Annotated in this window: 22 protein-coding genes; 9 read left to right on the top strand and 13 right to left on the bottom strand. The window is 72.6% G+C overall.

The window, feature by feature from the left end; translation table 11 throughout:
* Positions 1 to 124 precede the first annotated feature (124 nt).
* Positions 125 to 643 (top strand): EF-hand domain-containing protein, encoded by a 519-nt coding sequence (locus tag OG472_RS20670; RefSeq protein WP_401608259.1) that lies wholly within the window; start codon positions 125 to 127, stop codon positions 641 to 643.
* Positions 644 to 1,011: 368 nt separating this feature from the next.
* On the opposite strand, the gene purU is transcribed toward OG472_RS20670, so the two are convergent.
* Together purU and OG472_RS20680 are read right to left on the bottom strand one after the other, a co-directional pair.
* Positions 1,012 to 1,890 (bottom strand): formyltetrahydrofolate deformylase, encoded by an 879-nt coding sequence (purU, locus tag OG472_RS20675; protein ID WP_327414628.1) that lies wholly within the window; start codon positions 1,888 to 1,890, stop codon positions 1,012 to 1,014.
* A 14-nt stretch (positions 1,891 to 1,904) separates the two neighbouring features.
* A complete protein-coding gene (locus OG472_RS20680) occupies positions 1,905 to 2,351 on the bottom strand; it encodes an SCO4402 family protein (RefSeq protein ID WP_383577957.1) in 447 nt (148 codons plus the stop codon).
* A gap of 196 nt (positions 2,352 to 2,547) precedes the next feature.
* Here OG472_RS20680 and OG472_RS20685 point away from each other — a divergent pair, with 196 nt between their 5' ends.
* Positions 2,548 to 3,837, top strand: coding sequence for an ABC transporter substrate-binding protein (locus OG472_RS20685; RefSeq protein WP_401608257.1), 1,290 nt, complete (start codon positions 2,548 to 2,550; stop codon positions 3,835 to 3,837).
* 3 nt (positions 3,838 to 3,840) lie between these two features.
* Here the strand turns inward: OG472_RS20685 and OG472_RS20690 are convergent, their stop codons facing one another.
* Both OG472_RS20690 and OG472_RS20695 read right to left on the bottom strand, forming a co-directional pair.
* Positions 3,841 to 5,223, bottom strand: coding sequence for a hypothetical protein (locus tag OG472_RS20690; protein ID WP_405941869.1), 1,383 nt, complete (start codon positions 5,221 to 5,223; stop codon positions 3,841 to 3,843).
* A 182-nt stretch (positions 5,224 to 5,405) separates the two neighbouring features.
* Positions 5,406 to 6,788 carry a transcriptional regulator gene (locus OG472_RS20695; protein WP_405830681.1) on the bottom strand — a complete coding sequence of 461 codons (1,383 nt, stop codon included), beginning with the start codon at positions 6,786 to 6,788 and terminating at the stop codon, positions 5,406 to 5,408.
* 216 nt (positions 6,789 to 7,004) lie between these two features.
* Here OG472_RS20695 and OG472_RS20700 point away from each other — a divergent pair, with 216 nt between their 5' ends.
* The 3 genes from OG472_RS20700 (at position 7,005) to OG472_RS20710 (ending at position 10,322) form a co-directional block, all read left to right on the top strand.
* A complete protein-coding gene (locus OG472_RS20700; protein WP_401608251.1) occupies positions 7,005 to 7,691 on the top strand; it encodes a bifunctional DNA primase/polymerase in 687 nt (228 codons plus the stop codon).
* 109 nt (positions 7,692 to 7,800) lie between these two features.
* The gene (locus OG472_RS20705; protein ID WP_401608249.1) at positions 7,801 to 8,643 is read left to right on the top strand and encodes an ABC transporter ATP-binding protein; all 843 of its coding nucleotides are present in this window, start codon (positions 7,801 to 7,803) and stop codon (positions 8,641 to 8,643) included.
* Positions 8,640 to 10,322: a transporter gene (locus tag OG472_RS20710; protein WP_405941870.1), complete on the top strand. Its 1,683-nt coding sequence runs from the start codon at positions 8,640 to 8,642 to the stop codon at positions 10,320 to 10,322. The genes OG472_RS20705 and OG472_RS20710 overlap by 4 nt, the downstream gene beginning before the upstream one ends.
* An 89-nt stretch (positions 10,323 to 10,411) precedes the next feature.
* On the opposite strand, the gene OG472_RS20715 is transcribed toward OG472_RS20710, so the two are convergent.
* From OG472_RS20715 to OG472_RS20725, 3 genes are all read right to left on the bottom strand, one after another.
* A complete protein-coding gene (locus OG472_RS20715) occupies positions 10,412 to 10,930 on the bottom strand; it encodes a hypothetical protein (protein ID WP_405941871.1) in 519 nt (172 codons plus the stop codon).
* Between the two features lie 223 nt (positions 10,931 to 11,153).
* The gene (locus OG472_RS20720) at positions 11,154 to 12,029 is read right to left on the bottom strand and encodes an alpha/beta fold hydrolase (RefSeq protein ID WP_401608245.1); all 876 of its coding nucleotides are present in this window, start codon (positions 12,027 to 12,029) and stop codon (positions 11,154 to 11,156) included.
* A 370-nt stretch (positions 12,030 to 12,399) separates the two neighbouring features.
* Positions 12,400 to 13,092, bottom strand: a complete 693-nt coding sequence (locus tag OG472_RS20725) for a metal-dependent transcriptional regulator (protein WP_319726830.1) — start codon at positions 13,090 to 13,092, stop codon at positions 12,400 to 12,402.
* A 191-nt stretch (positions 13,093 to 13,283) separates the two neighbouring features.
* On the opposite strand from OG472_RS20725, the gene OG472_RS20730 reads away from it, so the two are divergent.
* Complete coding sequence (locus tag OG472_RS20730; protein ID WP_401608244.1) at positions 13,284 to 14,039, top strand: SIS domain-containing protein; 756 nt, start codon at positions 13,284 to 13,286, stop codon at positions 14,037 to 14,039.
* Between the two features lie 193 nt (positions 14,040 to 14,232).
* Here OG472_RS20730 and OG472_RS20735 read toward each other — a convergent pair whose 3' ends face one another.
* A complete protein-coding gene (locus OG472_RS20735; protein WP_405941872.1) occupies positions 14,233 to 15,549 on the bottom strand; it encodes a PAS domain-containing protein in 1,317 nt (438 codons plus the stop codon).
* 555 nt (positions 15,550 to 16,104) lie between these two features.
* Between OG472_RS20735 and iscB the strand changes: the two genes are divergently transcribed.
* Complete coding sequence (gene iscB, locus OG472_RS20740) at positions 16,105 to 17,466, top strand: RNA-guided endonuclease IscB (RefSeq protein ID WP_405941873.1); 1,362 nt, start codon at positions 16,105 to 16,107, stop codon at positions 17,464 to 17,466.
* A 278-nt stretch (positions 17,467 to 17,744) separates the two neighbouring features.
* On the opposite strand, the gene pdxH is transcribed toward iscB, so the two are convergent.
* A complete protein-coding gene (gene pdxH, locus OG472_RS20745) occupies positions 17,745 to 18,407 on the bottom strand; it encodes a pyridoxamine 5'-phosphate oxidase (protein WP_401608239.1) in 663 nt (220 codons plus the stop codon).
* Between the two features lie 200 nt (positions 18,408 to 18,607).
* On the opposite strand from pdxH, the gene OG472_RS20750 reads away from it, so the two are divergent.
* Both OG472_RS20750 and OG472_RS20755 read left to right on the top strand, forming a co-directional pair.
* Positions 18,608 to 19,714: a citrate synthase 2 gene (locus OG472_RS20750; RefSeq protein ID WP_327414642.1), complete on the top strand. Its 1,107-nt coding sequence runs from the start codon at positions 18,608 to 18,610 to the stop codon at positions 19,712 to 19,714.
* Positions 19,711 to 19,905: a hypothetical protein gene (locus OG472_RS20755; RefSeq protein ID WP_401608237.1), complete on the top strand. Its 195-nt coding sequence runs from the start codon at positions 19,711 to 19,713 to the stop codon at positions 19,903 to 19,905. The genes OG472_RS20750 and OG472_RS20755 overlap by 4 nt, the downstream gene beginning before the upstream one ends.
* A gap of 16 nt (positions 19,906 to 19,921) precedes the next feature.
* On the opposite strand, the gene OG472_RS20760 is transcribed toward OG472_RS20755, so the two are convergent.
* From OG472_RS20760 to OG472_RS20775, 4 genes are all read right to left on the bottom strand, one after another.
* A complete protein-coding gene (locus tag OG472_RS20760; RefSeq protein WP_401608236.1) occupies positions 19,922 to 20,527 on the bottom strand; it encodes a TetR/AcrR family transcriptional regulator in 606 nt (201 codons plus the stop codon).
* Positions 20,515 to 21,252, bottom strand: coding sequence for an enoyl-CoA hydratase family protein (locus OG472_RS20765; protein WP_405941874.1), 738 nt, complete (start codon positions 21,250 to 21,252; stop codon positions 20,515 to 20,517). Before OG472_RS20765 ends, OG472_RS20760 begins: the two co-directional genes overlap by 13 nt.
* A gap of 322 nt (positions 21,253 to 21,574) precedes the next feature.
* The gene (locus OG472_RS20770; protein ID WP_401608232.1) at positions 21,575 to 22,744 is read right to left on the bottom strand and encodes an acyl-CoA dehydrogenase family protein; all 1,170 of its coding nucleotides are present in this window, start codon (positions 22,742 to 22,744) and stop codon (positions 21,575 to 21,577) included.
* On the bottom strand, positions 22,741 to 24,672 hold the full coding sequence (locus OG472_RS20775; protein WP_405830695.1) for an acetyl/propionyl/methylcrotonyl-CoA carboxylase subunit alpha: 1,932 nt from the start codon (positions 24,670 to 24,672) through the stop codon (positions 22,741 to 22,743). The genes OG472_RS20770 and OG472_RS20775 overlap by 4 nt, the downstream gene beginning before the upstream one ends.
* Between the last annotated feature and the right edge of the window lies 1 nt (position 24,673).

Consider the following 24,673-nt stretch of genomic DNA (forward strand, 5'->3'; position numbering starts at 1 on the left):
GTGCGCGGGTTCGATGCGGCAGCCTCCTTGACCACTTCGCTTAACGCGCAGGCCACGTAGGCCTTACGCTCCTGCCTTGTCTTGAACTGAACCCCACCGCATACGTGAAGGCGGAACGCCGAACATGGACAGCGCAGAATACGAGCGCAAGATCGCCGCCCGATTCGCCACCTTCGACCAGGACGGGTCCGGGTATATCGACCGGGAGGACTTCAGCACGGCCGCGAAGGCGGTCCTGGCCGAATTCGGTACCACCGCCCGGTCGGACAGGGGCCAGGCCGTCTTCGCGGGGGCCGAGGCGTTCTGGCAGGGGATGGCCGGGATCGCGGACGTCGACGGGGACCAGCGGGTCTCCCGCGAGGAGTTCATCACCGGGGCGGCGAAGCGGCTGCGCGACAACCCGGAGCGGTTCGCGGAGATCGCGCGGCCGTTCCTGCGGGCCGTGATCGCGGTGGCGGACGAGGACGGCGCGGGGGCGACCCCGCAGGCCGCCGCCCGCGTCCTGCGCGTCCTGGGCACCTCGCCCGAACTGGCTCCGAAGCTGGCCGCCGCGCTGGACGCCGACGGCGACGGCCGCATCTCGGAGGAGGAGATCCTGGCCGCCTTCGCGTCGTACTGCGGGGTGGAGGCCCCTGACGCGTAACGCCTGCGGCGAGCCGAGCAGTCAACGACAAGGCCGGCCGGCCCCACCGGTCCGACCCGGCCTTGCCGCACACACCAGCCTTGGCCGACACCATCCAGCCCCGCCGGCACCATCCAGCCCCGCCGGCGTTTGAGGCGCGGGGTCCGGGCGGAGCCCTGATCTTCCGGCATGGCCGCGCAAATCCAGCCTCGCCGGCGTTTGAGGCGTGGGGTCTGGGGCGGCGCCCCAGGAAGCCGGGCCGCAGGGTCCGGACACCCGGGGTGACGCGTGGTCGTGCCCGTGCAGCCCGGCTGCTGGGGGCGCTGCCCCCAGACCCCCGCGCCTCAAACGCCGGCGGGGCTGAGTTTGCCCGGCGGGCGGGGGTGGCGTTAGGCGAAGACGACCGTGCGGGAGCCGTTCAGGAGGACGCGGTGCTCGCTGTGCCACTTCACCGCGCGCGCGAGCGCCTGGCACTCCACGTCCCGCCCCACCGCCACCAGCTGGTCCGGGGTCACCTCGTGGCCCACCCGCTCGACCTCCTGCTCGATGATCGGCCCCTCGTCGAGGTCCGCCGTCACGTAGTGCGCGGTCGCGCCGATCAGCTTCACGCCTCGCGCGTGCGCCTGGTGGTACGGCTTCGCGCCCTTGAAGCTCGGCAGGAACGAGTGGTGGATGTTGATGATCCGCCCGCTCAGCTCCTTGCACAGGGTGTCCGACAACACCTGCATGTACCGCGCCAGCACCACCAGCTCGACGTTCTCCGCGCGCACGAGCTCCAGCAGCTGCGCCTCCGCCGCCGCCTTCGTGTCCTTCGTCACCGGGATGTGCACGAACGGGACGTCGTACGAGCCGACCAGTTCGGCGAAGTCGGTGTGGTTGGAGACCACGGCCGCGATCTCGACCGGCAGGGCGCCGATGCTCGAGCGGAACAGCAGGTCGTTCAGGCAGTGGCCGAACTTCGACACCATGAGGATGATCCGCATGCGCTCCTCGGAGCGGTGGATCTGCCAGTCCATCTTGAACGAGTCGCCGATCGCGGCGAAGCTGGCGCGCAGCTTCTCGACGGTCACCGCGGGCTCGGCCTCGAAGTGCACCCGCATGAAGAAGAGTCCGGTCTCCCGGTCTCCGAACTGCTGGCTGTCCACGATGTTGCAGCCGGTCATGAAGAGGTAGCTCGACACGGCGTGGACGATGCCCTGCTTGTCGGGGCAGGACACGGTCAAGACGTACTGGGGCTGGGCCTGGGCCTCATTGTGCGGGTCGCTCATGACCGCACAGCCTTTCACACCGCGCGGGTGAGGATCCTCAACACTTCCAGCGACGTCGGCCGGACGTCCGGGTCGTCCCCGTCCGCCTCGGCCAGCCGTACGTGCGCCTCGCGTGCGGCGCGTACCGCCTCGGGCCACGCGTGGTGCTCCAGGTAGGCGGAGACCGGGGCGTCGGGCCCGACCTGGTGGAGGATGCGGAGCACGCGCAGCACGGCGAGGTCGACGAGGGCGGCCTCCTGAGAGTCGCGGAAGATCGTGCCGACGTACTTCTCGGCCGACCAGCTGTCGAGCCAGGTGTCCTCGACGAGCCGGTACACGGCGTCGGTGATGTCTCCGTACCCGTCGGTGCCGGTCAGCCACGTGTCCTCGTGGAAGGCCGGATCGGAAAGCATGTGCAGCGCCGAGCGCACATTGCTGCGCCAGCGCCACCACGGCATGTCGTTGAGGGGCATGCCGCCCATGGTGGAGGAGCGGCCGCCGCGGCGGGAAGAGTTCTTCGAACCTTGGGCGAATGTCACGCTTTCGATCGTACGTTCCTGTTGAACGCGATCTTCAGGCGCCTGCGGCGTACCTCGCCCCCGTAATTCACCTGGGCGTCACCGGATGTTGTGTCCATCTCACTCGACAGTTACCTGCGGGGCGGAATGGTGCATGGACATGACCATCTCGCGACGCGCCACATCCCTGTCCCGCACCTTCGTGGCCACGGCGATGGGCGCATGTCTCGTCGCCGGGTGCGGGGTGCTCCCCGGAGGCTCGGGGGGCTCCGGGGAGACCATCACGGTCATCACCTTCGCACCGGAAGGCACCAAGGCAACCAACATGCCGGGCATGACCGGCATGGCCAAGGCGTACGAACGCTGGGTGAATTCCAAGGGTGGGATCAACGGTCACAAACTGCGCGTACTGACCTGCAACGAGAAGAACACGCCCACCGGCGCCGCCGACTGCGCCCGCAAGGCCGTCGCCGAGAAGGCCGTCGCCGTCGTCGGCTCGTACAGCCAGCACGGACGCGCCTTCATGGCCCCGCTGGAGGCGGAGGGCATCCCCTTCATCGGCGGTTACGGGGTCTCCTCCGAGGAGTTCCAGTCCCCGCTCTCCTACCCCGTCAACGGCGGCCAGCCCGTCCTCATCGCCGGCGCCGGCCACCAGCTGGGCCGCGCGTGCGACCAGGTCGCCCTGGTCCGCCCCGACACCCTCGCGGGCGACACCCTGCCGGTCCTGCTCAACGCCGGGCTGCGGGCCAACAAGATGGCCGACGCCTCCGACATCCGGGCCGCCGAGGACTCCGCGGACTTCGTACCGCAGGCTCGGGAGGCCCTCGCGCACACCACCGGCAGCGGGAAGGAGAAGGAGAAGGACAAGGGCTGCGTCACCGCGGTCCTCGGCGAGCGCACCGAGACCTTCTTCGACGCCTTCCGCCGGACCGAGGTCCAGCGCAGGAAGCCGCAGATCTCCTCCGTCCTGGGCAGTGTCAGCCAGGCCCTGGTGGACCGCACGGGCGGCAAGGAGAGCCCCTTCGAGGGCGCGTACCTCACCAGCTGGTACCCGGTGGCCTCCGATCCGGTCTGGACGCCGATGCGGAAGGTCGTCACCGAGTTCGCCTTCGGCGACGACAACGTCGACCCCGACGACAGCGGGGTGCAGACCACCTGGATCGCCTACACGGTGCTGGGCGAGATCGTGAAGCGCTTCAAGGAGGACGAGGAGATCACCGCCCGCACGGTCAAGCGGTCGCTGAACCAGTCCCAGCCCGTCGGTACCGGCGGCCTCACCCCGGACCTGAGCTGGCGCTACCAGGACATGCGGGCCGTCGCCGGCTTCCCGCGCATCGTCAACGGCCAGGTCACGTTCCAGATCGTCCAGGCCGGCCGGCTCGTGGCGCAGCCCGGCGAGCAGCCCCTGGACATGACCCCGACCCTCGTCCAGGCCCCCCGCACGGCCTGATGCTCAGAGCTGGGACTTGTCGCGCTTGGGGAGGCCGTACTTGGCCGCGATCGTGTTCCACATGACCGCGGCCGACTCCTTGGCCTTCGTCGCCTCGCCGCTCGACTTGTTGCCCTCGGCGGCGTTCTTGGTGACCTTGGCCTTGCCGTCCTTGCACTTGTCGTCGTCCACGTCGTCCGCCCAGGCGGCGTAGCTGTTGTCGGCGTCCGCGGAGGACTGCCAGGCCTTGGTGAGGGCCCCGGACAGCTTCACGTGGTCGGGGAGCTTGTCCAGCTTCAGTTCCTGGAGGCGGGTGACGAGCTCCTCGCGCTGGCGGGCCGCGTCGCGCAGGTCGGCGCTCGCCTGGTCGAGGTTGTTGCAGCTCTTGATGTCCTCGACGGCCTTGATCACCGAGGCCCGGCTGTCGTTGCTGTCCGCCAGGAGCTTGTCCAGCTGGACGGCCTGCGGGCGGGCCGGGTCCACGGGAGCCTCACCGCCGGGCGCGGCGGAGGCGCCGCTCGCGGCCGGTGCCGCGGGCACCGCGCCCGGGTCGTTGTTCTGCGGCTTGCCGTCGCTGAGCAGCGAGCCGACGCCCAGCCCGACCACGGCCAGGCCGATGACCACGGCGGCGATGACGGCGGGCGAGACCCGGCGGGGTGCCTCCGGCGGCGGGGGCGGGGCCGGGGCGTACTGCTGCTGCGGGTGGGGCTGCGCGGGGGGTACGGGGCGCTGCGCGCGCGGCGGGTAGGGGCGCGGCGGCGGCTGGCGCAGCACGGGCTCTTGGACGGGCGGCAGGTGCTGGGTGTGGCCGGCGGAGTCGTCGTCGCCGCGGAACAGCCCGTCGAACCCCTCAACGGCGCGGTCGGCGGGCACCGGCGGTATGTACTGCGTCGCCGCCTCGCCGTGCGCGGGCCCGGCGGGGACGGGCGGGATGTACTGGGTGGCGGCCTCGTCGTGCGCGGGGCCGGCCGGGACGGGCGGGATGTACTGCGTCGCGCCTTCGTCGTGCGCGGAGGCCGCCGGCACCGGCGGGATGTACTGCGTCGCGCCTTCGTCGTGCGCGGAGGCCGCCGGCACCGGCGGGATGTACTGCATCGCGCCTTCGTCGTGCGCGGAGGCCGCCGGCACCGGCGGGATGTACTGCGTCGCGCCTTCGTCGTGCGCGGGGGCCGCCGGCACGGGCGGGATGTACTGGGTCGCGGCTTCGGGCAGCGGCGGGTAGCCGTAGCCGTGCGGCTCCCCCGGCCCCTCGTAGCCGGGCCCGACGACGTGCCCCGGTGCCACGTGCGGGTAGCCGTACGCGGGCCCGGGCTGCGGCTGCTCCGGGTACACCGGATACCCGGACGCCTGGTCCGGACCCCACGGGGCACCCGGCTGGGGGGCACCCCCTTGTCCGCTCTGCGTCACCGGGACTCCTTCTCCGACTCGCCCGACCCTGTGGAACCGTCGGTCACGCTACCCGGTCACGCACCCGCACACCCAGCCTCGCCCGAGACAATCCAGCGCCGGAGGCGCGGGCGGGGCCGGGATGTGCGACGGCGGCGGCGGAATCCGCGGGCGAGGCCGGAGAGGGCGGCGGCGCCGGAGCGTCAGGCGACCCTGGCTTCCAGCCGGGCGCCGAACTCCCGTACCGCCGCCTCCTCCCGGTAGGGCTCCAGGCGGGTGCGGAAGTCCTCCAGGTATTCCGCCCCCCGGTTCGACCGGAGCCCCTCCAGAAGCTCCGCCGCCTTCGTGGCGGTCTGGCAGGCCTGTTCCACCTCCCGCTGCTGCACCTGCGCCGCCGCCAGCAGCAGCAGCCCGATGGCCCGGCGCCGCGCCTTGCCCGCCGGGAGGCCCCGTAGCGCCTCCTCGGCCCGCTTGCCCGCCGCGTCCGCCTGGCCCAGGTCCCGGTGGCAGTGCGCCAGCTCGTCCGCGAGGTACGCCGTGTCGAAGTGGCGGATCCACACCGGGTCGTCGCCCGACTCCGGCTCCGCCCGCTCCAGCGCGCTGACCGCCCGCGCCGACAGCACCGCCGTGGCCCGGGTGTCGCCGAGCAGCGCGTGCCCGCGCGCCTCGGCCGCGTAGAACATGGCCTCGACGCGCGGGGTGACCTGGCCCCGCGTCCCCTCCTGGGCGGCCCGCGCCAGCTGCGCGATCTCCCGCGGGTTGCCCAGCTCGGCGGCGAGGTGGCTCATGGACGCGGCCAGCACGTACCCCCCGTACGCCCGGTCGCCGGCCGCCTGGGCCAGCCGCAGCGCCTGGATGTAGTACCGCTGGGCCAGGCCGGGCTGTCCGGTGTCCACCGCCATGTAGCCCGCCAGCTCCGTCAGCCGGGCCACGGAGGCGAACAGCGCCCGCCCGACCGGCTCCCGGTACGAGCCGCCGATCAGCCCGGACACCACCGAGTTGAGGTAGTGCACGACCACCGGCCGGACGTGCCCGCTGCCGAAGCGGTGGTCGAGGTCCTTGAGCGCCTCGGTGGTCGCCCGTACCGCCTCGACGTCCGGCATGCCGACGCGCGAGCCGCCGCTGCGGGCCACCTGGGTGTCGGCCCCGGTGATCAGCCAGTCACGGCTCGGCTCGACGAGCGCGGACGCCGCCACGCTCGAACCCGCCAGGAAGTCGCGGCGGCCGACGTCGCTGCGCCACAGCTCGCAGACCTGCTCGATCGCGCCGATGACGGTCGGCGAGAACTGCAGGCCGACCCCGGAGGCGAGGTTCTTGCCGTTGGCCATGCCGATCTCGTCGATGGTGACGGTCCGGCCGAGCTTGCGCCCGATCGCCTCGGCGATGATTCCGGGCGCCCGGCCGCGCGGCTGCTGGCCGCGCAGCCAGCGGGCCACGGAGGTCTTGTCGTAGCGGAGATCGAGGCCGTGTTCGGCCCCGCACATGTTCACGCGCCGGGCTAGCCCGGCGTTGGAGCACCCGGCTTCCTGGATGAGCGCCTGCAGCCGTTCGTTCGGCTGGCGGGCGACGAGAGGCCTGGCTGCCATGAAAACCCCCTGCTGACCGCGGGTGATCCGTTGGAATGATCACTTCCCGCCTGATGTGCGGAGAATCTTCCGCTCTGCGTCGTGTCGCTACCCAACTCCGGCGCCCCGGCCTCCTACGCGCCCCCACACGTGCATCAGTGCGCCCCGTGTGCAGGATCGATGCTCCGTCCACCCGCTGGTTTACGCCCGTAACCCCGGGTGACCCGGGGAGTTGTGATGGGCGTGGAAGAGACCATCGGAGTCACGGAGACCGCACCCATCCCCAAGCAGCGGGGCGAACTGCTGCTGGACCATGCCGTGCGGTACGCGGAAGAACGGCACTGGGACGTCTTCGCCGGCACCTGGTTGGAGCCCGGCGACGGCCGGGAGCTGTGCTCCTGCGGGGAGGCGGACTGCCCCGCGCCCGGCGCACACCCGGCGGTGAAGGACTGGGCGGCGCAGGCCACGGGCAGCGCGGTCCAGGTCCGGCGGGTCTGGGCGAAGCACCCGGGGGCCTCGATCCTGCTGCCGACGGGCCGGACGTTCGACGCGCTGGAGGTGCCGGAGTCGGCCGGATTCCTGGCGCTGGCGCGGCTGGAGCGGATGCAGCGCACCCTCGGCCCGGTCACCCTCACGCCCGACCACCGGATGCTGTTCTTCGTCCTGCCGGGCGCCGGCGTCAAGGTCGCCGACCTCGTACGGAAGCTGGGCTGGTCGCCGAGCGGCATCGACCTGGTCGCGCGCGGCGAGGGCGAGTACGTGGCCGCCCCGCCCACCCGGTTCGGCGGCCGGGGCGCGGTGCAGTGGGCGCAGCGGCCCACTCCGGCGAACCGGTGGCTGCCGGACACGGAGGAGCTGATCGACGCGCTGGCGTACGCGTGCGGGAGCGAGGCGGCGGCGGACCGCAAGCGGCGCCAGCCCTGACGTGAAGTTCGTGACCGGAAACTCATGACATAAGTAACTGCTCGGGCCTCTCCCCCTCCTCCTATGGTGAGGAAGGAACGACCAACGGGGACGCAAGAGAGGCAGGCGCATGCCGGACCAGGGCGATGCGACGGGTGGAACGTACGGGACGGGTGGCGCGGTGACCGCGCCGTCCGCCGTGCGGGTGGAAGGTCTGTGGAAGCGCTTCGGCGAGCAGGTGGCCGTCGCCGGGATCGACTTGGAGCTGCCCGCGGGCCAGTTCATCGGCCTCGTGGGCCCGAACGGCGCCGGCAAGACGACCACCTTGTCGATGGTGACCGGCCTGCTGCGTCCGGACATGGGGCGGGTCTTCGTCGCGGGGCACGACGTGTGGGCGGACCCGACCGAGGTGAAGGCCCGGATCGGCGTACTTCCCGAGGGACTGCGGCTCTTCGAGCGGCTGTCGGGGCGCGAACTGCTCGGGTACATGGGCCGCATGCGCGGGCTGCCGGGCGAGGAGACCGACAAGCGGGCGACGCAGCTGCTGGAGGTCCTCGACCTCGCGGGTTCGCAGCACAAGCTGGTCGTGGACTACTCGACGGGCATGCGGAAGAAGATCGGTCTGGCGGCCGCGCTGCTGCACAACCCCGAAGTGCTGTTCCTGGACGAGCCGTTCGAGGGCGTCGACCCGGTCTCGGCGCAGACCATCCGCGGGGTGCTGGAACGTTACACCGCCTCCGGCGCCACGGTCGTCTTCTCCTCCCACGTGATGGAGCTCGTCGAGTCGCTGTGCGACTGGGTGGCCGTGATGGCCGCCGGCCGGATCCGCGCCGCGGGCCCGCTGGCCGACGTACGGGGCTCCGCGCCCTCCCTCCAGGCGGCCTTCCTCGAACTGGTCGGCGCGCAGGGGCGCGACGCGGCCGGGGACTCGCTGGACTGGCTCGGCGGCGGCTCCGGGACGGTCGCACGATGAGCTCGCCCGCCACCCCCGCCACGGGTGCCACCAGTGCCGGTGCCGGTGTCGGCACTGCCGCCTCGCCGGCCGCTTCCGTCACCTCCGTCGCGACGGTCCCGCTGACCCCGATCTTCGTCCGCCTCAAGCTGTCGCTCCTGCGCAACGGCCTGAAGGGCTCCTCGAAGCGCAAGGCCGCCTACTTCTCGACGCTCGCCTTCGCCCTGCTCGTCGGCTTCTTCCTCACGCTCGGCCTGGCCCTGCTGCACGGGCACGCCCACGCGGGCACGGTCGTCGTCCTGCTGGCCGCGCTCCTGGCGCTCGCCTGGGCGTTCATGCCGCTGTTCTTCCCCAACGGGGACGAGACGCTCGACCCCAGCCGGCTGGTCATGCTGCCGCTGCGCCCGCGTCCCCTCGTACGGGCCCTCTTCGCCTCCTCCCTGGTCGGCATCGGGCCGATGTTCACGCTGTGCCTCGCGGTCGGCTCGGTGGTGGCCGTCGCGCGCGGCGCCGCCGGGGCGGTGGCCGCGGTGGTGGCCGCGCCGCTCCTGCTGCTCGGCTGCGTGGCCCTCGCACGGGCGGTGGCCACGGCCAACATGCGACTGCTGACCAGCCGCAAGGGGCGTGACCTGGCCCTGCTCAGCGGCCTGCTGATCGCGGTGGGCGCGCAGCTGGTCAACTTCGGCAGCCAGCGCCTGTTCCAGGCGGGCGGCCTGTCGACGCTGGAGCCCGTCGAGGCGGTGGTGCGGTGGCTGCCTCCGGCAACCGCCGTCGGCATGGTGGACTCGGCGAGCGAGGGCGCGTACGGGGAGGCGGCCGCCCAGCTGGCCCTGACCCTCGCCGCCCTGGCCGGCCTCCTGTGGTTCTGGGAGCGGAGCCTGACCAAACTGATGGTCACGCCGGACGGCTCGACCATCGCGGCCGCCCGGCCGGCGAAGGAGCGGCGCACGGGCGGCTTCTGGTCCCTGCTGCCCGCCGGCCGGACGGGCGCGGCCATGCAGCGCACCCTGCGCTACGCCGTCCGCGACCCGAAGACCAAGGCCTCCTGGGTGACCGCCCTGGCGATCGGCCTGATCGTCCCGGTCTTCAACGCCCTCCAGGGCACCGGATCCCTCTACCTCGCCTGCTTCGGCGCGGGCATGCTGGGCGTCCAGATGTACAACCAGTTCGGGCAGGACACCTCGGCGTTCTGGATGGTCGCGCAGACCATCTCCAGCACGCGCGACGCGTACGTGGAACTGCGCGCCCGCGCCGCCGCGCTGGCCCTCGTCACCGTCCCGTACACCGTCCTCGTCACCGTGGTCACGGCCGCGCTGGTCGGCAACTGGCGCGGCTTCCCGGCCGCCACGGGCCTGGCCCTGGCCCTGCTGGGCTCGATGCTCTGCACGGGGGCGCTGGCCTCGGCCCGCTTCGCGTACTCCATCCCGTCGGACGGCGCCTTCAAGAACGTCGTCCCGGGCCAGGCCGGACTCGCCTGGTCGGGCATCTTCGGCGGGATGCTGGCCTCGGCGGTGGTCTGCGCCCCGGTGATCGTCCTGACGGTCTGGCTCAACGTGGCCGACCACCACGACGTTTCGTGGATCGTGCTCCCCGTAGGCGTGGCCTGGGGTGCGCTGGCCACCTGGGCGGGCCTGCGGCTGGCGGCCCCGACGGTGGCGCGGAAGCTGCCGGAGATCCTGTGGGCGGTCAGCAAGGGCTGAGAACGGCGAAAGGGCCGGCCTCCGTTCCCGAGAGGGAGGGGAGGCCGGCCCTTTTCCGCGCCCGGGGGCCGGGCGCGGTGCGGCGGGGATCACCGGGCGGCGAGCAGCACGAGCGCGGCGAGGGAACCGGCGAACACGACGGCGTGGCGGAGGTTCTGCAGGTACGGCATCACCCAGCGGGGGAAGCCCTTTTCGGCGGCGGCGAGCATGGACCTGACGTCTATGCGCTGCAGTTCGGCGTCACCGCTCTTCGCGAAGGCGGCGGTGACAGACGGCACGGCGGTCAGGTTCGAGTAGAGGATCACGCAGTTCACCAGGAGGACCAGCGGCTGGACGACCCAGGAGAGCGTCTCGCCCCAGGAGTTCCCGGCGAGGGAGAGCACGGCCGGGACGGAAAGGGCCAGGGCGATCCCCACGGGGGCCCAGGTCTCGTGACCGCCGGCGTCGACGCGCATGCCGTTCTCGGCCATGACCGTGGTGCGCACTCCCTGGCGGCCCAGCTCGGCCTCGACGGCGGCCTGGGCGCGGGCCCCGTAGCGGCTGCGGACGAGCGGGATGCTCAGGAAGGCGAGGGCGATCAGGATCTGCAGGGCGGCGACGGCGTTCATCGGGGTTCCTCGTTTCCGGGGGGGCTGCCTGGTGACTCCGCAACCATCGCGTCGCCCCCTGACAGCCCCCGGACACCCCGCTGACAGACCGCTGACACGCCCCGCTGACACGCCTGCCGGGCACCCCGCTGCGGGGCACCCCGCCGGCATACCCCGCGGGACGCCCCTCGCCGCCGAAGCCTCACCGAGCGGCGGGCATGTGATGCGCCTTCCCGCGGGCCCGCTAGGGCGCCTCGGCCTTGATGCCGTCCAGGAAGGGCTCCAGGGCCGCGCGCCAGGCCGTCGGGTGGTCGTAGTGGAGGTAGTGGCCGGCGTCGGGGATCTCCGCGTACTGGCCGGCCGGGAGGACGCGGACCATCTCCTGGGCCTCGGCCCGGCCCAGCTCGCCGTCCAGGCCGCGGACCACGAGGGTCGGGCAGCGGACCTGGGCCAGCTCCTCCCAGTGGGCGTCGTGGACCCAGGTCTCGCGGGCCGTCAGCATCTGGCGGCGGGAGAAGAGGGGGCGCCAGCCGTCCGGGGCCTCGTGCATGACCTCGGCGAAGAAGGCACCGCGGCCGGGGTCGGGGCGCTCCACGCGGGGGTCGTCCTCGCCGAACCAGCGGCGGGCCGCGTCCTGGGTGGGGAAGGGGAGGGGCCAGCGGTGGAACCAGTCCTCCCACTCCTGCTGGGAGGCCGCGCCGAGGGCCGAGGCACGCATGTCGCAGATGACGAGGGCTTCGACCAGGTCCGGGCGGCGGGCTGCGAGCTGCCAGGCGGTGAGGGCGCCCATGGAGTGGCCGATCAGGGTCACGGGGGCGAGGCCGAGCTGCTCGACGGCGGCCTCGGCGTCGGCCACGAACGCCTCGCGCCCGAAGGAGGTGTGGACGTCGGGGCCGCCGGGCGGGCGGTCGCTCTGTCCGTGCCCGCGCTGGTCCAGGGCCACGACGCGGCGGTTCTCGCGGAGCCAGCGGGCGGTGCCGGACCAGTGGAAGGCCCGGCCCATCAGCCCGTGCAGTAACAGCACCCCGGGGCGGGGGTCGGCCTCGGCGGCCGTTTCGCGGAATTCCCAGGCGGCCAGGCGGACACCTCCGGCCCCTGTCACATCGACGCGCTGTACCACCGCAGATGCACCCCCTTCGCTCCCCACCAGACTATCGAACCTGTATTCGAAAACCGGGTTCTCGCCTACAACACCGCTCTTTCGAGTGACCTTGCTCAAGGATTGGCCGCCGCTGCCGATGGAGATCCTTTCAACAGGGAGGCGGGCCGCTCGGGGAAGACGGTCCGAAGGGGAGACCTTGAGAGCTCGGGGCTCCGGGTCACAAGGGGAGGACCGGTCCCGGCGCCGCAAGGCGCCGGGACCGCCCACTTCCCACCAGTCCAACGAAACGAGTCCGCTCCGGCAACGAATCGACGCCGGCGCTCGCGATCGCCCGCGTCGAGGTCGTAGAGGTCGTGGAGGTCGTCGGTCTCCGAGATCAGCGCCGAGGTCAGCGCTTCGCCACGAAGACGTGCGAAGCGACCTCCGCATCCAGCTCGGCGGCCTCGCCGCCACTGCCGACCAGCACACCCCCCGGGGACTCCGTCACGCTCACCACCGAGCCGGGCTGTACGCCCGCCCGCCGGAGCGTGTACATCAGCTGGGCGTCCGTCTGGATCGGCTCGCCGATCCTGCGTACGACCACGGTCTTGCCCTCCGCGCCCGGGTCGAGCTCGGACAGGCTGACCATGCCGTCCTCCAGGAACGGGTCCGCCTCGGCCTTCTCGCCCAGCTCCTCCAGCCCCGGGATCGGGTTCCCGTACGGCGATTCGGTCGGGTGGCGCAGCAGCTCCAGCACCCGCCGCTCCACCGCCTCGCTCATCACGTGCTCCCAGCGGCAGGCCTCGGCGTGCACCTGCTCCCACTCCAGGCCGATGACGTCGACGAGCAGGCACTCCGCGAGCCGGTGCTTGCGCATCACGCGCGTCGCCAGCCGCCGCCCCTCCTCGGTCAACTCGAGGTGCCGGTCGCTGGCGACGGCCACCAGGCCGTCCCGCTCCATGCGCGCCACCGTCTGGCTCACCGTCGGGCCGCTCTGGTCGAGCCGCTCGGCGATGCGGGCGCGCATGGGGACCACGCCTTCCTCTTCCAGCTCGAGGATGGTGCGGAGATACATCTCCGTGGTATCGATCAGTCCGGACATTCGTGCCCCTCGGATTGCGTGCGCTGGCCCTGCCCCCAATTCTGACGCATCGGGCCGACAACCGTCCCGTGCCGAGGGTCAAGACCGGTCCCGGACATCTCGTGGCGTTCGTATTGACACGCCCTTGGTCCAGACCGCACGGTGAGCGGCGGACACGGACGCACCCCCACCTCCGGAAGGGCCATCGTCGTATGAGCGAGAGCAAGCTGGCCGGTCAGTTCTTCGACGCCGCCATCGGTCTGCTGGAGCGGGTGCGGGACGAGGAGGCCCCGCACATCGCGGAGGCCGGCTCCCTCATCGCCGACGCCGTCGCCTCCGGCAACCGCCTCTTCGCCTTCGGCGCCGGGCACTCCTCGCTGCCCGCCCAGGACGTGGTCTACCGGGCCGGCGGCATGGCCCTGATGAACTTCCTCGCCGTCCCCGGCACCGTCGGCATCGACGTCATGCCGGCGACCCTGGGCAGCGCACTGGAACGGGTCGACGGCCTCGCCGGCGCCGTCCTGGACAGCAGCCCCGCCTCCGACGGCGACGTCCTCGTGATCATCTCCCTCTCCGGGCGCAACGCCCTGCCCGTCGAGATGGCCATGAACGCCCGCGCCATCGGTCTCAAGGTCATCGGCGTGACCTCGGTGGCGTACGCGACCGAGACCAAATCGCGGCACGTCTCCGGCAGCTTCCTCAAGGACCACTGCGACGTCGTCCTCGACAGCAAGATCGCGGTCGGGGACGCCGAGCTCAGCATCGACGGCATCGACGCGCCCTTCGCCCCCGCCTCCACCGTCGTGACCAGCGCGATCATGCAGGCGGTCATGGCGGCCGCGGCCGGCGAGCTCGCCGACCGCGGGGTGGAGCCGCCGCTGCTGCGCTCGGGCAACGTCGACGGCGGCCACGAGTGGAACGGCCGCGTGATGCAGGAGTACGGCGACCGGATCTTCTTCCGCCACTGACGGGGCGGCCGGTTGGCGTGCCGGGGATCCCGTACGGCCCCGGCACCGCCGACGTCAACGGCCGGCCCGGGCGCCACGGCGAGCCGCCCGGCACGGGACCATCGCGGCCCAACTGCCGCAGCAGAGGGCCGCGCCGGCCGTCCTGGTCCCCTGTCCCCTCCGACGGCGACGACGTCGACCGCAGCGGCTCGCGCTAGCCCGGCAGGTGTCCTCCCGCCGCCAGGTCCAGATCGGCGGCCACCCGGGCCGCGACCTCCTCCGCGTACTCCGCGTCCGCGCGCTCGAAGGCCGCCCGCGTGGGCCCGCGCACGAACGTCAGCGCCCCCAGGGTCCGCCCCCGGCTGCGCAGCACCGTGCACAGCACGTGCGCCGCGCCCTCGGGCCACTGGCGGGCCCGCGCCCACTCCGCGTCCGCCTCGCCGCGCGGGGCGCTGGTGCGCACCGAGCCGATCCGGTCCAGGGCCTGGAGCGCCGGATGCCCGGCCGCGTACCGGACCGGGATCGACCCGGGCCCCGGCAGCACCGGCGGGGACGCGGCGGACCGTACGAGCCTTCGCCGCTCGGGGTCGGCCGCGGGCTCCAGTACGTCCAGCAGGGCGTGCTCGGCGAAACCGGCCAGGGCGAAGTCCAGGCGCACGGCGGCCGCCTCGGCCGGGTCCTCGCACTCGGCGGCGGCCCGCCCCGCACGGTGGATCTGGTGGGACCGGAACCGCAGCTGCGCGGTGTCCAGCTGCTCCTGCCGGGCCTGGGTGACGTCCTGGAACAGCCAGCCGACGCCCAGCGGCACCGGCTCCTCCGCGAGCGGCGAGGCCAGCCGCAGGAACCCGCACCGCCAGCACCTGCGCCGCACCCCCTCGGCGGTGCGCACCGACACCCACATCTCCACCGGCGCGGGCGGCGCCCCCTCGGCGAGCACGTGCTGGAGCGCGCCCTCGAGCTCCTCCACGCCCTGGGTGAGCAGCTCCCCGAGCGGGCGCCCGAGCATGGCGGTGCGGCCGGTCCCGAAGGCGCGTGCGGCGTGCGCGTTGACCACGGCGGGCCGCAGGTCGACGTCGACGAGGACGACGCCCCACGAGGCGTCCTCCATCAGGGCCTCGCTCAGCGCGATGGACCGCTCCAGGTCGATCTGCGCGTGCACCTCGCTGAAGGCGCAGTACACCCCGGCGGGCTTTCCGTCCGCGCCCGGCACCCCGGCGGACTGGGTCCGTACGAGGACGCGCCCGCCGTCCTTGGTGAGCAGCGCGAACTCGTGCACCTGCCGGCCGGGCACGTGCTGGGCGGCCATGAGTCTGTCCTGCACGTCGTGCGCGTCGGCGGCCCGCACCGCCCACCCCTCGAACCCCTTGCGCCCCACGGCCTCGCCGGCGGACCAGCCGAGGATCCGCTCGGCCTCGCGGTTCCAGTGGGTGATCACGCCGTCGGCGTCGAACGCGCACAAGGCGGCGTCCATCCCGTCCAGCAGCGCTGCGAGCAGATCGTCTGCGGTCTCGTTACGTCCGGAAGCAGTCACCTGGCACCCCCAGCAGGTGTTCGCGTGTGCGGCACGTCGGATCATTCAACTGGAACGTGACGCAGCCCACACTGCATTCGGGGAAATCGGTACGCCGCCTGCACGCCCGGGAAGGCGCGACCGGGGCGATCACACGTTCGAGTGACCCTTCCCGATCGGTCCGGCCCTCCCGATCCACAGTGCGTAGCGTCGTGAAAACCACGAGAAGGGAGGTCACTCGCTCCCTCACACCGAGTGACCAGCCCCAGTCATCACGATCCCCGGATCAGTCGAGGTGCTTCGATGACTACGTTCCTTGCAGGCGAGCAGACCCACCAGGCTGTGCTTCCTCAGCAGCCTGCTCTGGAATCCGCGAGCGCAGACACCCCTGGGAGCAGGGACGAAACGGCTCACGGACTCCCGGCCACAACGCCGGGCACCGGTGTGGAACATGGGCGAGGGGAGACCGGCGCAGTCCGCACCGGGACACGTCGGCGACACGCTCGATCCGCCGCTTCGGCAGCGGAGACGGCAGAGACCGGGAGCGGTGACGCTCCCCACCTGGCAGCAAGTCGGGTGTTCGTACTGGCGAAGGGGGGCGAACCGCTCATGCCCTGCCATCCGGCCCGTGCGCGCGAACTGCTCGACAGCGGGCGTGCCGTCGTGGCGCGGCGGGCTCCATTCACCATCCGGCTCAAACACCGGACCCGTGCGGGCTCGGCCGTTGAGGGCGTGCAGCTGCGCCTTGATCCCGGCTCCAAGGCGACGGGCATCGCCATCACGGATGAACGCCACCGGGTCGGCCGGAACGGGCAACCCGCGGTCGCCCTCCGGGGGCTGATAACGATCGAGCTCCGGCACCGGGGACAACAAATCCACGGCGGCATGATGCGACGCGCCGCCTATCGCCGCCGGAGGCGCTCGGCGAATCTCCGGTACCGGGCACCCCGGCACGACAACCGCCCGCGGCCGGACGGCTGGCTTCCTCCTTCCTTGCGCCATCGCATCGACTCGACCATGTCCGTTGTCATGCGACTGTGCCGCTACGCACCGGTGCGCGAGATCCACGTAGAGCAGGTCGCGTTCGACACGACCGCATTCGCCGGAGTCATGCCATCCGGTGCACGGGAAAGCGACGAGCCGACGCACAGTGGATCCGAGATCCGTCAGTTTCTCCTGGCCAAATGGAAGGGATCTTGCGCTTACTGCGATGCCACAGGGGTGCCTCTCGACATCGAACACGTCCGCCCACGCAGCCGCGGTGGATCGGACCGGGTATCGAACCTCGTCCTCGCTTGTGTTCCCTGCAATCAGGCGAAGGGGACGGCGCCCGTCGAAGAGTTCCTCTCCGGTAGGCCGGCCCGTCTGGAGCTCGTGATCACCCAGCTGAGGAGATCGCTACAGGACGTGGCCGTCATGAACGCCACCAGGCTCCAGCTCGTGAAGGAGCTCGCAGCCCAGGGCGTGCCGGTGCGTACGTGGTCGGGCGGGCGTACACGCTGGAACCGATTCGCGATGGGGTTGCCGAAGAGCCACACGCTCGATGCCCTGGTCACCGGGATCATCGACCACGAGCGAGGGGACGCACTCGTCCGGGCACCTGCGCAGATCCTGGTGGTGGCATCGACCGGGCGTGGTTCGTACGCCAGGACCACCCCGGACCGCTACGGGTTCCCCCGCTTGCAACGGCCGCGCGGGAAGATCCACCACGGGTACGCGACGGGGGACCTGGTAGCGGCCGTCGTCCCCCGAGGGAAGTGGATCGGCAGGTGGGTGGGACGCATCGCGGTCCGGACCAGTGGTCAGCATCGCATCACGACGTTGACCAGCCGCTTTGACGTCTCCCACCGGAATTTGCGGCTACTCCAGAGAGCCGATGGATACGCCTACGGATTCGCCGCCGAAATTCGATTGAGCGAACGGCACGGGCCTGCCTAGAGTGGACACACACTGAAAGGAGGTGATCCCGGAAATGTATGGAATCCGGACGCGTGAGGTGGCTGCGGGCTAAGCGCCCGTCGTCGCACGCACCCAGTGCGGTGCCCGGCGGGATCGCCAGGCGCCAATCCACAGCAGTCACCCGACCCGCGGGCTCGCCGGTACGTCCGGCCGGCTTCTCTCACTGCAGGAGAGAGACCCAGAGCCCGCGGGTCGCCTGCTTTTCCGGGGCCGGAGCCCGGCCCCGGCCGCAGGCCGCCCCGCGCGGCGCCGCACGGCTACGGGCAGAGCCGCTCGACGCGCCACTTGCCCGCGTCCAGGACGTAGCGCAGCCGGTCGTGCAGGCGGTTCTCGTGGCCCTGCCAGAACTCCACCTCTTCGGGGACCACGCGCAGGCCGCCCCATTCCGGCGGGACCGGGACCTGCTCGTCCTCCGGGTAGCGGGCGTCGAGCTCGGCGTAGCGGCGGTCCAGTTCCGCGCGGGAGCCGATCACGCTCGACTGGTCGCTCGCCCAGGCACCCAGTTGGGAGCCGTGCGGCCGGGAGCGGAAGTACGCCGCCGTCTCGTCGCGGCCGATGCGGGACGCGGTGCCGGTGACGATCACCTGGCGCGAGATGGGGTGCCAGGGGAAGAGCAGGGCGGCGTACGGGTTCTCGGCGAGCTCGCGGCCCTTGCGGGAGGCGTAGTTGGTGAAGAAGACGAAGCCGCGCCCGTCGAACTGCTTCATCAGCACCGTGCGCGAGCTGGGCCGGCCGTCGGGGGTGGCCGTCGAGACGACCATGGCGTTCGGTTCGAAGAGGTGCGAGTCCGCGGCCTGCTGGAACCACAGGGCGAACTGGTCCATCGGATGCTCGGCGAGGGTCTCCTCGAGGACGATTTCCGAACGGTACTGCTTGCGCATCGTGGCGGGGTCAATGTCCTGGTCGGTCACGCTGGCCATCCTGCCGCAGCCGGGCCGGTGACGGTGTGCCGTATGTCACGCTTCCGCAGTCGAGGCGGAGCGGCCAAAATCTTGGGGCCGGTCCGAAGGTCGCCACGCGGGTGACCAACGGCCGTGCCGGGCATCAACGGGGATGACCGCGCCGGACCGCGAGTCACGCCGGGAGCCGCGCGTGTTCGCACTATCTGAGGAGCCGCCTGATGTCCGACTTCGTACCCGGGCTCGAAGGGGTCGTCGCGTTCGAGACCGAGATCGCCGAACCGGATAAGGAGGGCGGTTCCCTCCGCTACCGCGGGGTCGACATCGAGGATCTCGTCGGGCACGTCTCCTTCGGGAACGTCTGGGGCCTCCTGGTCGACGGCGCCTTCAACCCCGGCCTGCCCGCCGCCGAGCCCTTCCCCATCCCGGTCCACTCCGGTGACATCCGCGTCGACGTGCAGTCCGCGCTCGCGATGCTCGCCCCCGTGTGGGGCCTGAAGCCGCTGCTGGACATCGACGAGCAGACCGCCCGCGACGACCTGGCGCGCGCGGCCGTGATGGCGCTGTCGTACGTCGCCCAGTCCGCCCGCGGGCAGGGCCTGCCGATGGTGCCGCAGCGGGAGATCGACAAGGCCGAGTCCGTGGTCGAGCGGTTCATGATCCGCTGGCGGGGCGAGCCGGACCCGCGGCACGTCAAGGCCGTCGACGCGTACTGGACCTCGGCCGCCGAGCACGGCATGAACGCCTCCACCTTCACCGCACGCGTGATCGCGTCGACCGGCGCGGACGTCGCCGCCGCGCTCTCCGGCGCCGTGGGCGCCATGTCCGGGCCGCTGCACGGCGGTGCGCCGTCCCGCGTGCTCGGCATGATCGAGGAGATCGAGCGCACCGGCGACGCCGTGGCGTACGTGAAGAAGGCCCTGGACAAGGGCGAGCGCCTGATGGGCTTCGGACACCGCGTCTACCGTGCCGAGGACCCGCGCGCCCGCGTCCTGCGCCGCACCGCCAAGGAGCTCGACGCGCCGCGCTACGAGGTGGCCGCCGCGCTGGAGAAGGCCGCGCTGGAGGAACTGCACGCGCGCCGCCCCGACCGGGTGCTGGCCACCAACGTGGAGTTCTGGGCCGCGATCATGCTGGACTTCGCGGAGGTCCCGGCGCACATGTTCACCTCCATGTTCAGCTGCGCCCGCACCGCCGGCTGGTCGGCGCACATCCTGGAGCAGAAGCGCACGGGCCGCCTGGTGCGGCCGTCGGCCCGGTACACGGGGCCGGGCCGGCGCAACCCGCAGGAGATCGAGGGCTACGAGGACATCGCCGCGACTGCGTGACGGCCTCCGTCCCCTTCCACCGCGGGGCGCCGCGACCCGGACTCCTCCGGGCGCGGCGCCCCTGCCACGTCCCGGACCCGTCCCGGGCCGAAACCGCGGTGGCGGCCCGGACAGCCCCCTGGCGCCACTACGACCTGTTCGGGCTGATGGGGGTGTCGCTCGCGGTGGCGCTGGTGTCCGCCTTCGGCTGACCGGCGGGGCTCCGCCTCATCCCAGGGCGGCGTCGAGGATGCGGGCCCACTGGGCCACCACGCGGGCCCGGCGGGCCGTGTCGTCGGTGAGGACGTTGGCCAGGCCCAGGCCGCGGGCCATGTCGAGGAGCCCCTGCACGGTCTCCCGTACGCCCGGCGCGGACTCGTCGGCGCCGAGCAGCTCCACGGCGATGCGGTGGGTCTCGCGGCCGACCCGGGCCTCCAGTTCGGTGACCCGGGGGCGCAGCTGCTCCTCGTTCGAGGCGGCGACCCACAGCTGGAGCGCGGCCCGGAACAGGGTGCCGGTGTAGAGGTCCACGAGCGCCTCCACCACGACGGGGCGGGCGGCCGGGCCGGCGTGGAACAGGTCGCGCAGGGCCGTGGACCGCTCCTCGGCGACGTACTCGACGGCCGCGGTGAACAGGTCCTCGCGGGTCGGGAAGTGGTGCTGGGCGGCGCCGCGCGAGACACCGGCCCGTTCGGCGACGACGGCGACGGTGGAACCGGCCCAGCCGTGCTCCGCCAGACAGGACACGGCCGCCTCCAGGAGGTGGCGGCGGGTGACGCGGCTGCGCGCCTGCTTGGGGCCGACAGCGCCGGCCGCGCCGGTCACAGTGCCCATGACGGTTCCCGGCGCTCGAAGCGGGCAGTGATGCCCTCACGGGCCTCGGCGGACGCGAACAGCTCCCCCGACAGCTCCGTCAGACGGGCGCCGTCGCGCTGCAGTGCCTCGCGCACGGCGGCGGCGGTCAGCGCCTTGGTCGCGGCCAGGCCCTGCGGGGAGGCCTTGCGCAGGCCGGCGAGTACGGGCTCCAGGGCCTCGTCCACGTCCTCGGCGTGCAGGGTGAGCAGCCCGATCCGGGCGGCCTCGGCGGCGTCGAAGGCCTCGGCGGTGAGGAAGTAGCGGGCGGCGGCGCGCGGGTCCAGGCGCGGGAGCAGCGGCATGGAGATCACCGCGGGGGCGAGGCCGAGATGGGTCTCGGTGAAGGCGTACGTGGACTTCGGCCCGGCGGCGGCGATGTCGCAGACACCGAGCAGCCCGAGGCCGCCGGCCCGGACGTGGCCGGTGACACGGGCGAGCACGGGCTTGGGCAGCCCGGCGATCTCGTGGAGCAGGGCCAGGAAGTCGGCGGGGGCGCTGGGGGACTTGAGGTCGGCCCCGGAGCAGAAGGTGTTGCCGGTGTGGGTGAGGACGAGGGCCCGCACGCCCGGGTCCGCCCCGGCCTCGGCGAGGGCGGCGCGGGTCGCGGCGACGAGCTCTGCGGAGAGGGCGTTGCGGTTGGCCGGGGAGTCGAGGGTGAGGGTGGTGACTCCGGCCGCGGTTGCGGTGTGAACGGGTTGGACCATGTCTCCTCCGGAGGGGTGTGCGGGTATCCGTGCTGGGCCGGGATCCTCCCGGGGAGGGTATGCGGGCCGCCTGCGGCGTAGCTCCCCCGGCCCCACCGAAGCCCGGGGCCCCACCGAAGCCCGGGGCTCCGCGGAGTCCCGGGGCTCCGCCCCGGACCCGCGCCTCAATCGCCGGCGGGGCTCAAAGATCGCCTCAAACTCCCCCAGACTCCGTCCGGGGGTACCCCCAGGCGAGGCTGGATTTGGCCGGCGTCAGCCTGCACGTGCACGCAGGGCTGGGCATTTCAGCCCCTCCGGCGCTTGAGGAGTGGGGTCGGGTTGGTCAGTAGGACTTGGGGAGGCCCAGGGTTTGGTGGGAGATGAAGTTGAGGATCATCTCGCGGCTGACGGGGGCGATCCGGGCCACGCGAGAGGCGGTGATGAGGGAGGCGAGCCCGTATTCGCGGGTGAGGCCGTTGCCGCCGAGGGTGTGGACGGCCTGGTCCACCGCGCGGACGCAGGCCTCCCCCGCCGCGTACTTCGCCATGTTCGCGGCCTCCCCGGCCCCCATGTCGTCCCCCGCGTCGTACAGGCGGGCAGCCTTCTGCATCATCAGCCGGGCCAGTTCGAGCTCGATGTGCGCCGCGGCCAGCGGGTGGGCCACGGCCTGGTGGGCGCCGATGGGCTCCTTCCAGACCTGCCGGGTCTTCGCGTAGTCCACGGCCTTGGCGAGGGCGTAGCGGCCCATGCCGATGGCGAAGGCGGCGGTCATGATCCGCTCGGGGTTGAGTCCGGCGAACAGCTGGAGCAGGCCCGCGTCCTCGTCGCCTACGAGCGCGTCGGCCGGCAGCCGTACCTCGTCGAGGACGAGCTCGAACTGCTTCTCCGCGGCCTGGAGTTCCATGTCGATGACGGAGCGGGAGAAGCCGGGAGCGTCGCGGGGGACGATGAACAGGCAGGGCTTGAGGCTGCCGGTCCTGGCGTCCTCGGTGCGGCCCACGATGAGGGTGGCGTCGGCGATGTCGACGCCGGAGATGAAGACCTTGCGGCCGGTGAGGATCCAGTCGTCGCCGTCGCGGCGGGCCGTGGTGGTGATCCGGTGGGAGTTGGAGCCGGCGTCGGGTTCGGTGATGCCGAAGGCCATGGTGCGGGTGCCGTCGGCGAGGCCCGGGAGCCAGGCCTGCTTCTGGGCCGCGGTGCCGAAGCGGGAGATGACCGTGCCGCAGATGGCGGGCGAGACGACCATCATCAGGAGCGGGCAGCCCGCCGCGCCCAGTTCCTCCAGGACGATGGACAGTTCGGCGATGCCGCCGCCTCCGCCGCCGTACTCCTCGGGCAGGTTGACCCCGAGGTAGCCGAGCTTCGCGGCGTCGGCCCACAGCTCGTCGGGGTGGCCGCCTTCGCGGGCGACGCGGACGAGGTATTCGCGGCCGTAGCGCTGCCCGAGGGCGGCGACCGCCGTGCGCAGGGCCTGGTGCTCTTCGGTCTCGATGGTGCTGGTGGCGGAGCTCATGGCTGCGTTTCCTCCTGGACTACGGCGAGCAGGGCACCGAATTCGACCTGTTGGCCGGTGACGGCGTGGAGCGCGGTGAGCGTGCCGGAGGCGGGAGCGAGGATGCGGTGCTCCATCTTCATGGCCTCCAGCCAGAGCAGGGGCTGTCCGGCGGTGACGGCGCTGCCGGGGGCGAGGCCCTCGGCGATGCGGACGACGGTGCCGGGCATGGGGGCGAGGAGGGAGCCCGGTTCGGTCCGGTCCTGGGGGTCGGGGAAGCGGGGGACGGGGGTGAGGGTGTGGGCGCCGAGTGCGGAATCCACGTAGATCTCGGTCGCGTCGGCCCTGTTCGAATTTCGTTTCACGTGGAACACCCGCCGGATTCCCTCGATTTCGAGAGTGACGAGCGCGGGGGTGGCGGCCAGGACCCGGATACCGGGGTGGTCGACGAGCCGGCCGGCCTGATAGCGGACCTCGTACTCGGCGCCGGCCACCGCGTAGCGGCGGATCTGCGGCTGGGAGCGGACGTTGCGCCAGCCGCCGAGGCGGGTGGCGAGCGGGGCGTCCGGGGCGGGGGCCGCCTCGGCGAGGGCGGCGGCGAGGGTCGCGTGGGTGGCGTCCGGGGCCCCCTCGGTGAGGGCGTCGAGGTGGCGCTCGTAGAAGCCGGTGTCGAGCCGCCCGGCGGTGAACTCCGGGTGGCGCAGGGACCGTACGAGGAGTTCGCGGTTGGTGGTGAGCCCGTGGATGCGGGCTCCGGCGAGGGCGTGGGCGAGGGCCCGTACGGCCTCGGCGCGGGTGGGGGCGTGGGCGATGACCTTGGCGAGCATGGGGTCGTAGTGGATGCCGACCGTGTCCCCGTCGGTGAATCCGGTGTCCACGCGGACGTCGCCGGGGACGGCGAGGGTGTGCAGGGCTCCGGTCTGCGGGCGCCAGTCCCGGGCCGGGTCCTCGGCGTAGAGGCGGGCCTCCACGGCGTGGCCGGTGGGCTCCGGCGGTGACAGGGGCAGGGCCTCGCCCTCGGCGACGCGCAGCTGGAGGGCGACGAGGTCGAGGCCGAAGACGGCTTCGGTGACGGGGTGTTCGACCTGGAGGCGGGTGTTCATCTCCAGGAAGTACGGGCGTCCGTCGGCGGTGACGAGGAACTCGACGGTGCCGGCGCCCCGGTAGGAGACGGCGCGGGCGGCGGCGACGGCGGCGGCGTGGAGGTTCTCGCGCAGGGCCCCCGGCAGGCCGGGCGCCGGGGCCTCCTCGATGACCTTCTGGTGGCGGCGCTGGAGGGAGCAGTCGCGGGTGCCGAGCGCCCAGACGGTGCCGTGGGCGTCGGCCAGGATCTGCACCTCGACGTGGCGGCCGCGCTCGACGTAGGGCTCGGCGAAGACCTCGCCGTCACCGAAGGCCGAGCGGGCCTCGGCGGAGGCCGCGTCGAGGGCCTCCGCGAGGCTGCCGAGGTCGCGGACGACGCGCATCCCGCGTCCGCCGCCGCCGGCCGCGGCCTTCAGGAGCAGGGGCAGGTCCGCGGGGGTGGCGGCGGCCGGGTCGACGGGGTCCAGGAGCGGTACCCCGGCGGCGCGCATCAGGTCCTTGGCCCGGGTCTTGGAGGCCATGGCCTCGATGGCCTCGGGCGGCGGGCCGATCCAGGTCAGGCCGGAGTCCCGGACCTCGCGGGCGAAGCCGGCGTTCTCGGAGAGGAAGCCGTAGCCGGGGTGGACGGCGTCGGCTCCGGCGGCGAGGGCGGCCTTGATGATCAGGTCGCCGCGCAGGTAGGTGTCGGCGGGGGCCGCGCCCGGCAGGCGTACGGCCGCGTCGGCCTCGCGCACGTGCAGGGCGTCGGCGTCCGGGTCGGAGTGGACGGCGACGGTGGCCAGGCCCAGGGCGCGGGCGGTGCGGAAGATCCGTACGGCGATCTCGCCGCGGTTGGCGACGAGCAGGGAGCTGATCGGCTGGGTCATG

The organism is Streptomyces sp. NBC_00207 (assembly GCF_045160965.1).
GTDB lineage: Bacteria > Actinomycetota > Actinomycetes > Streptomycetales > Streptomycetaceae > Streptomyces.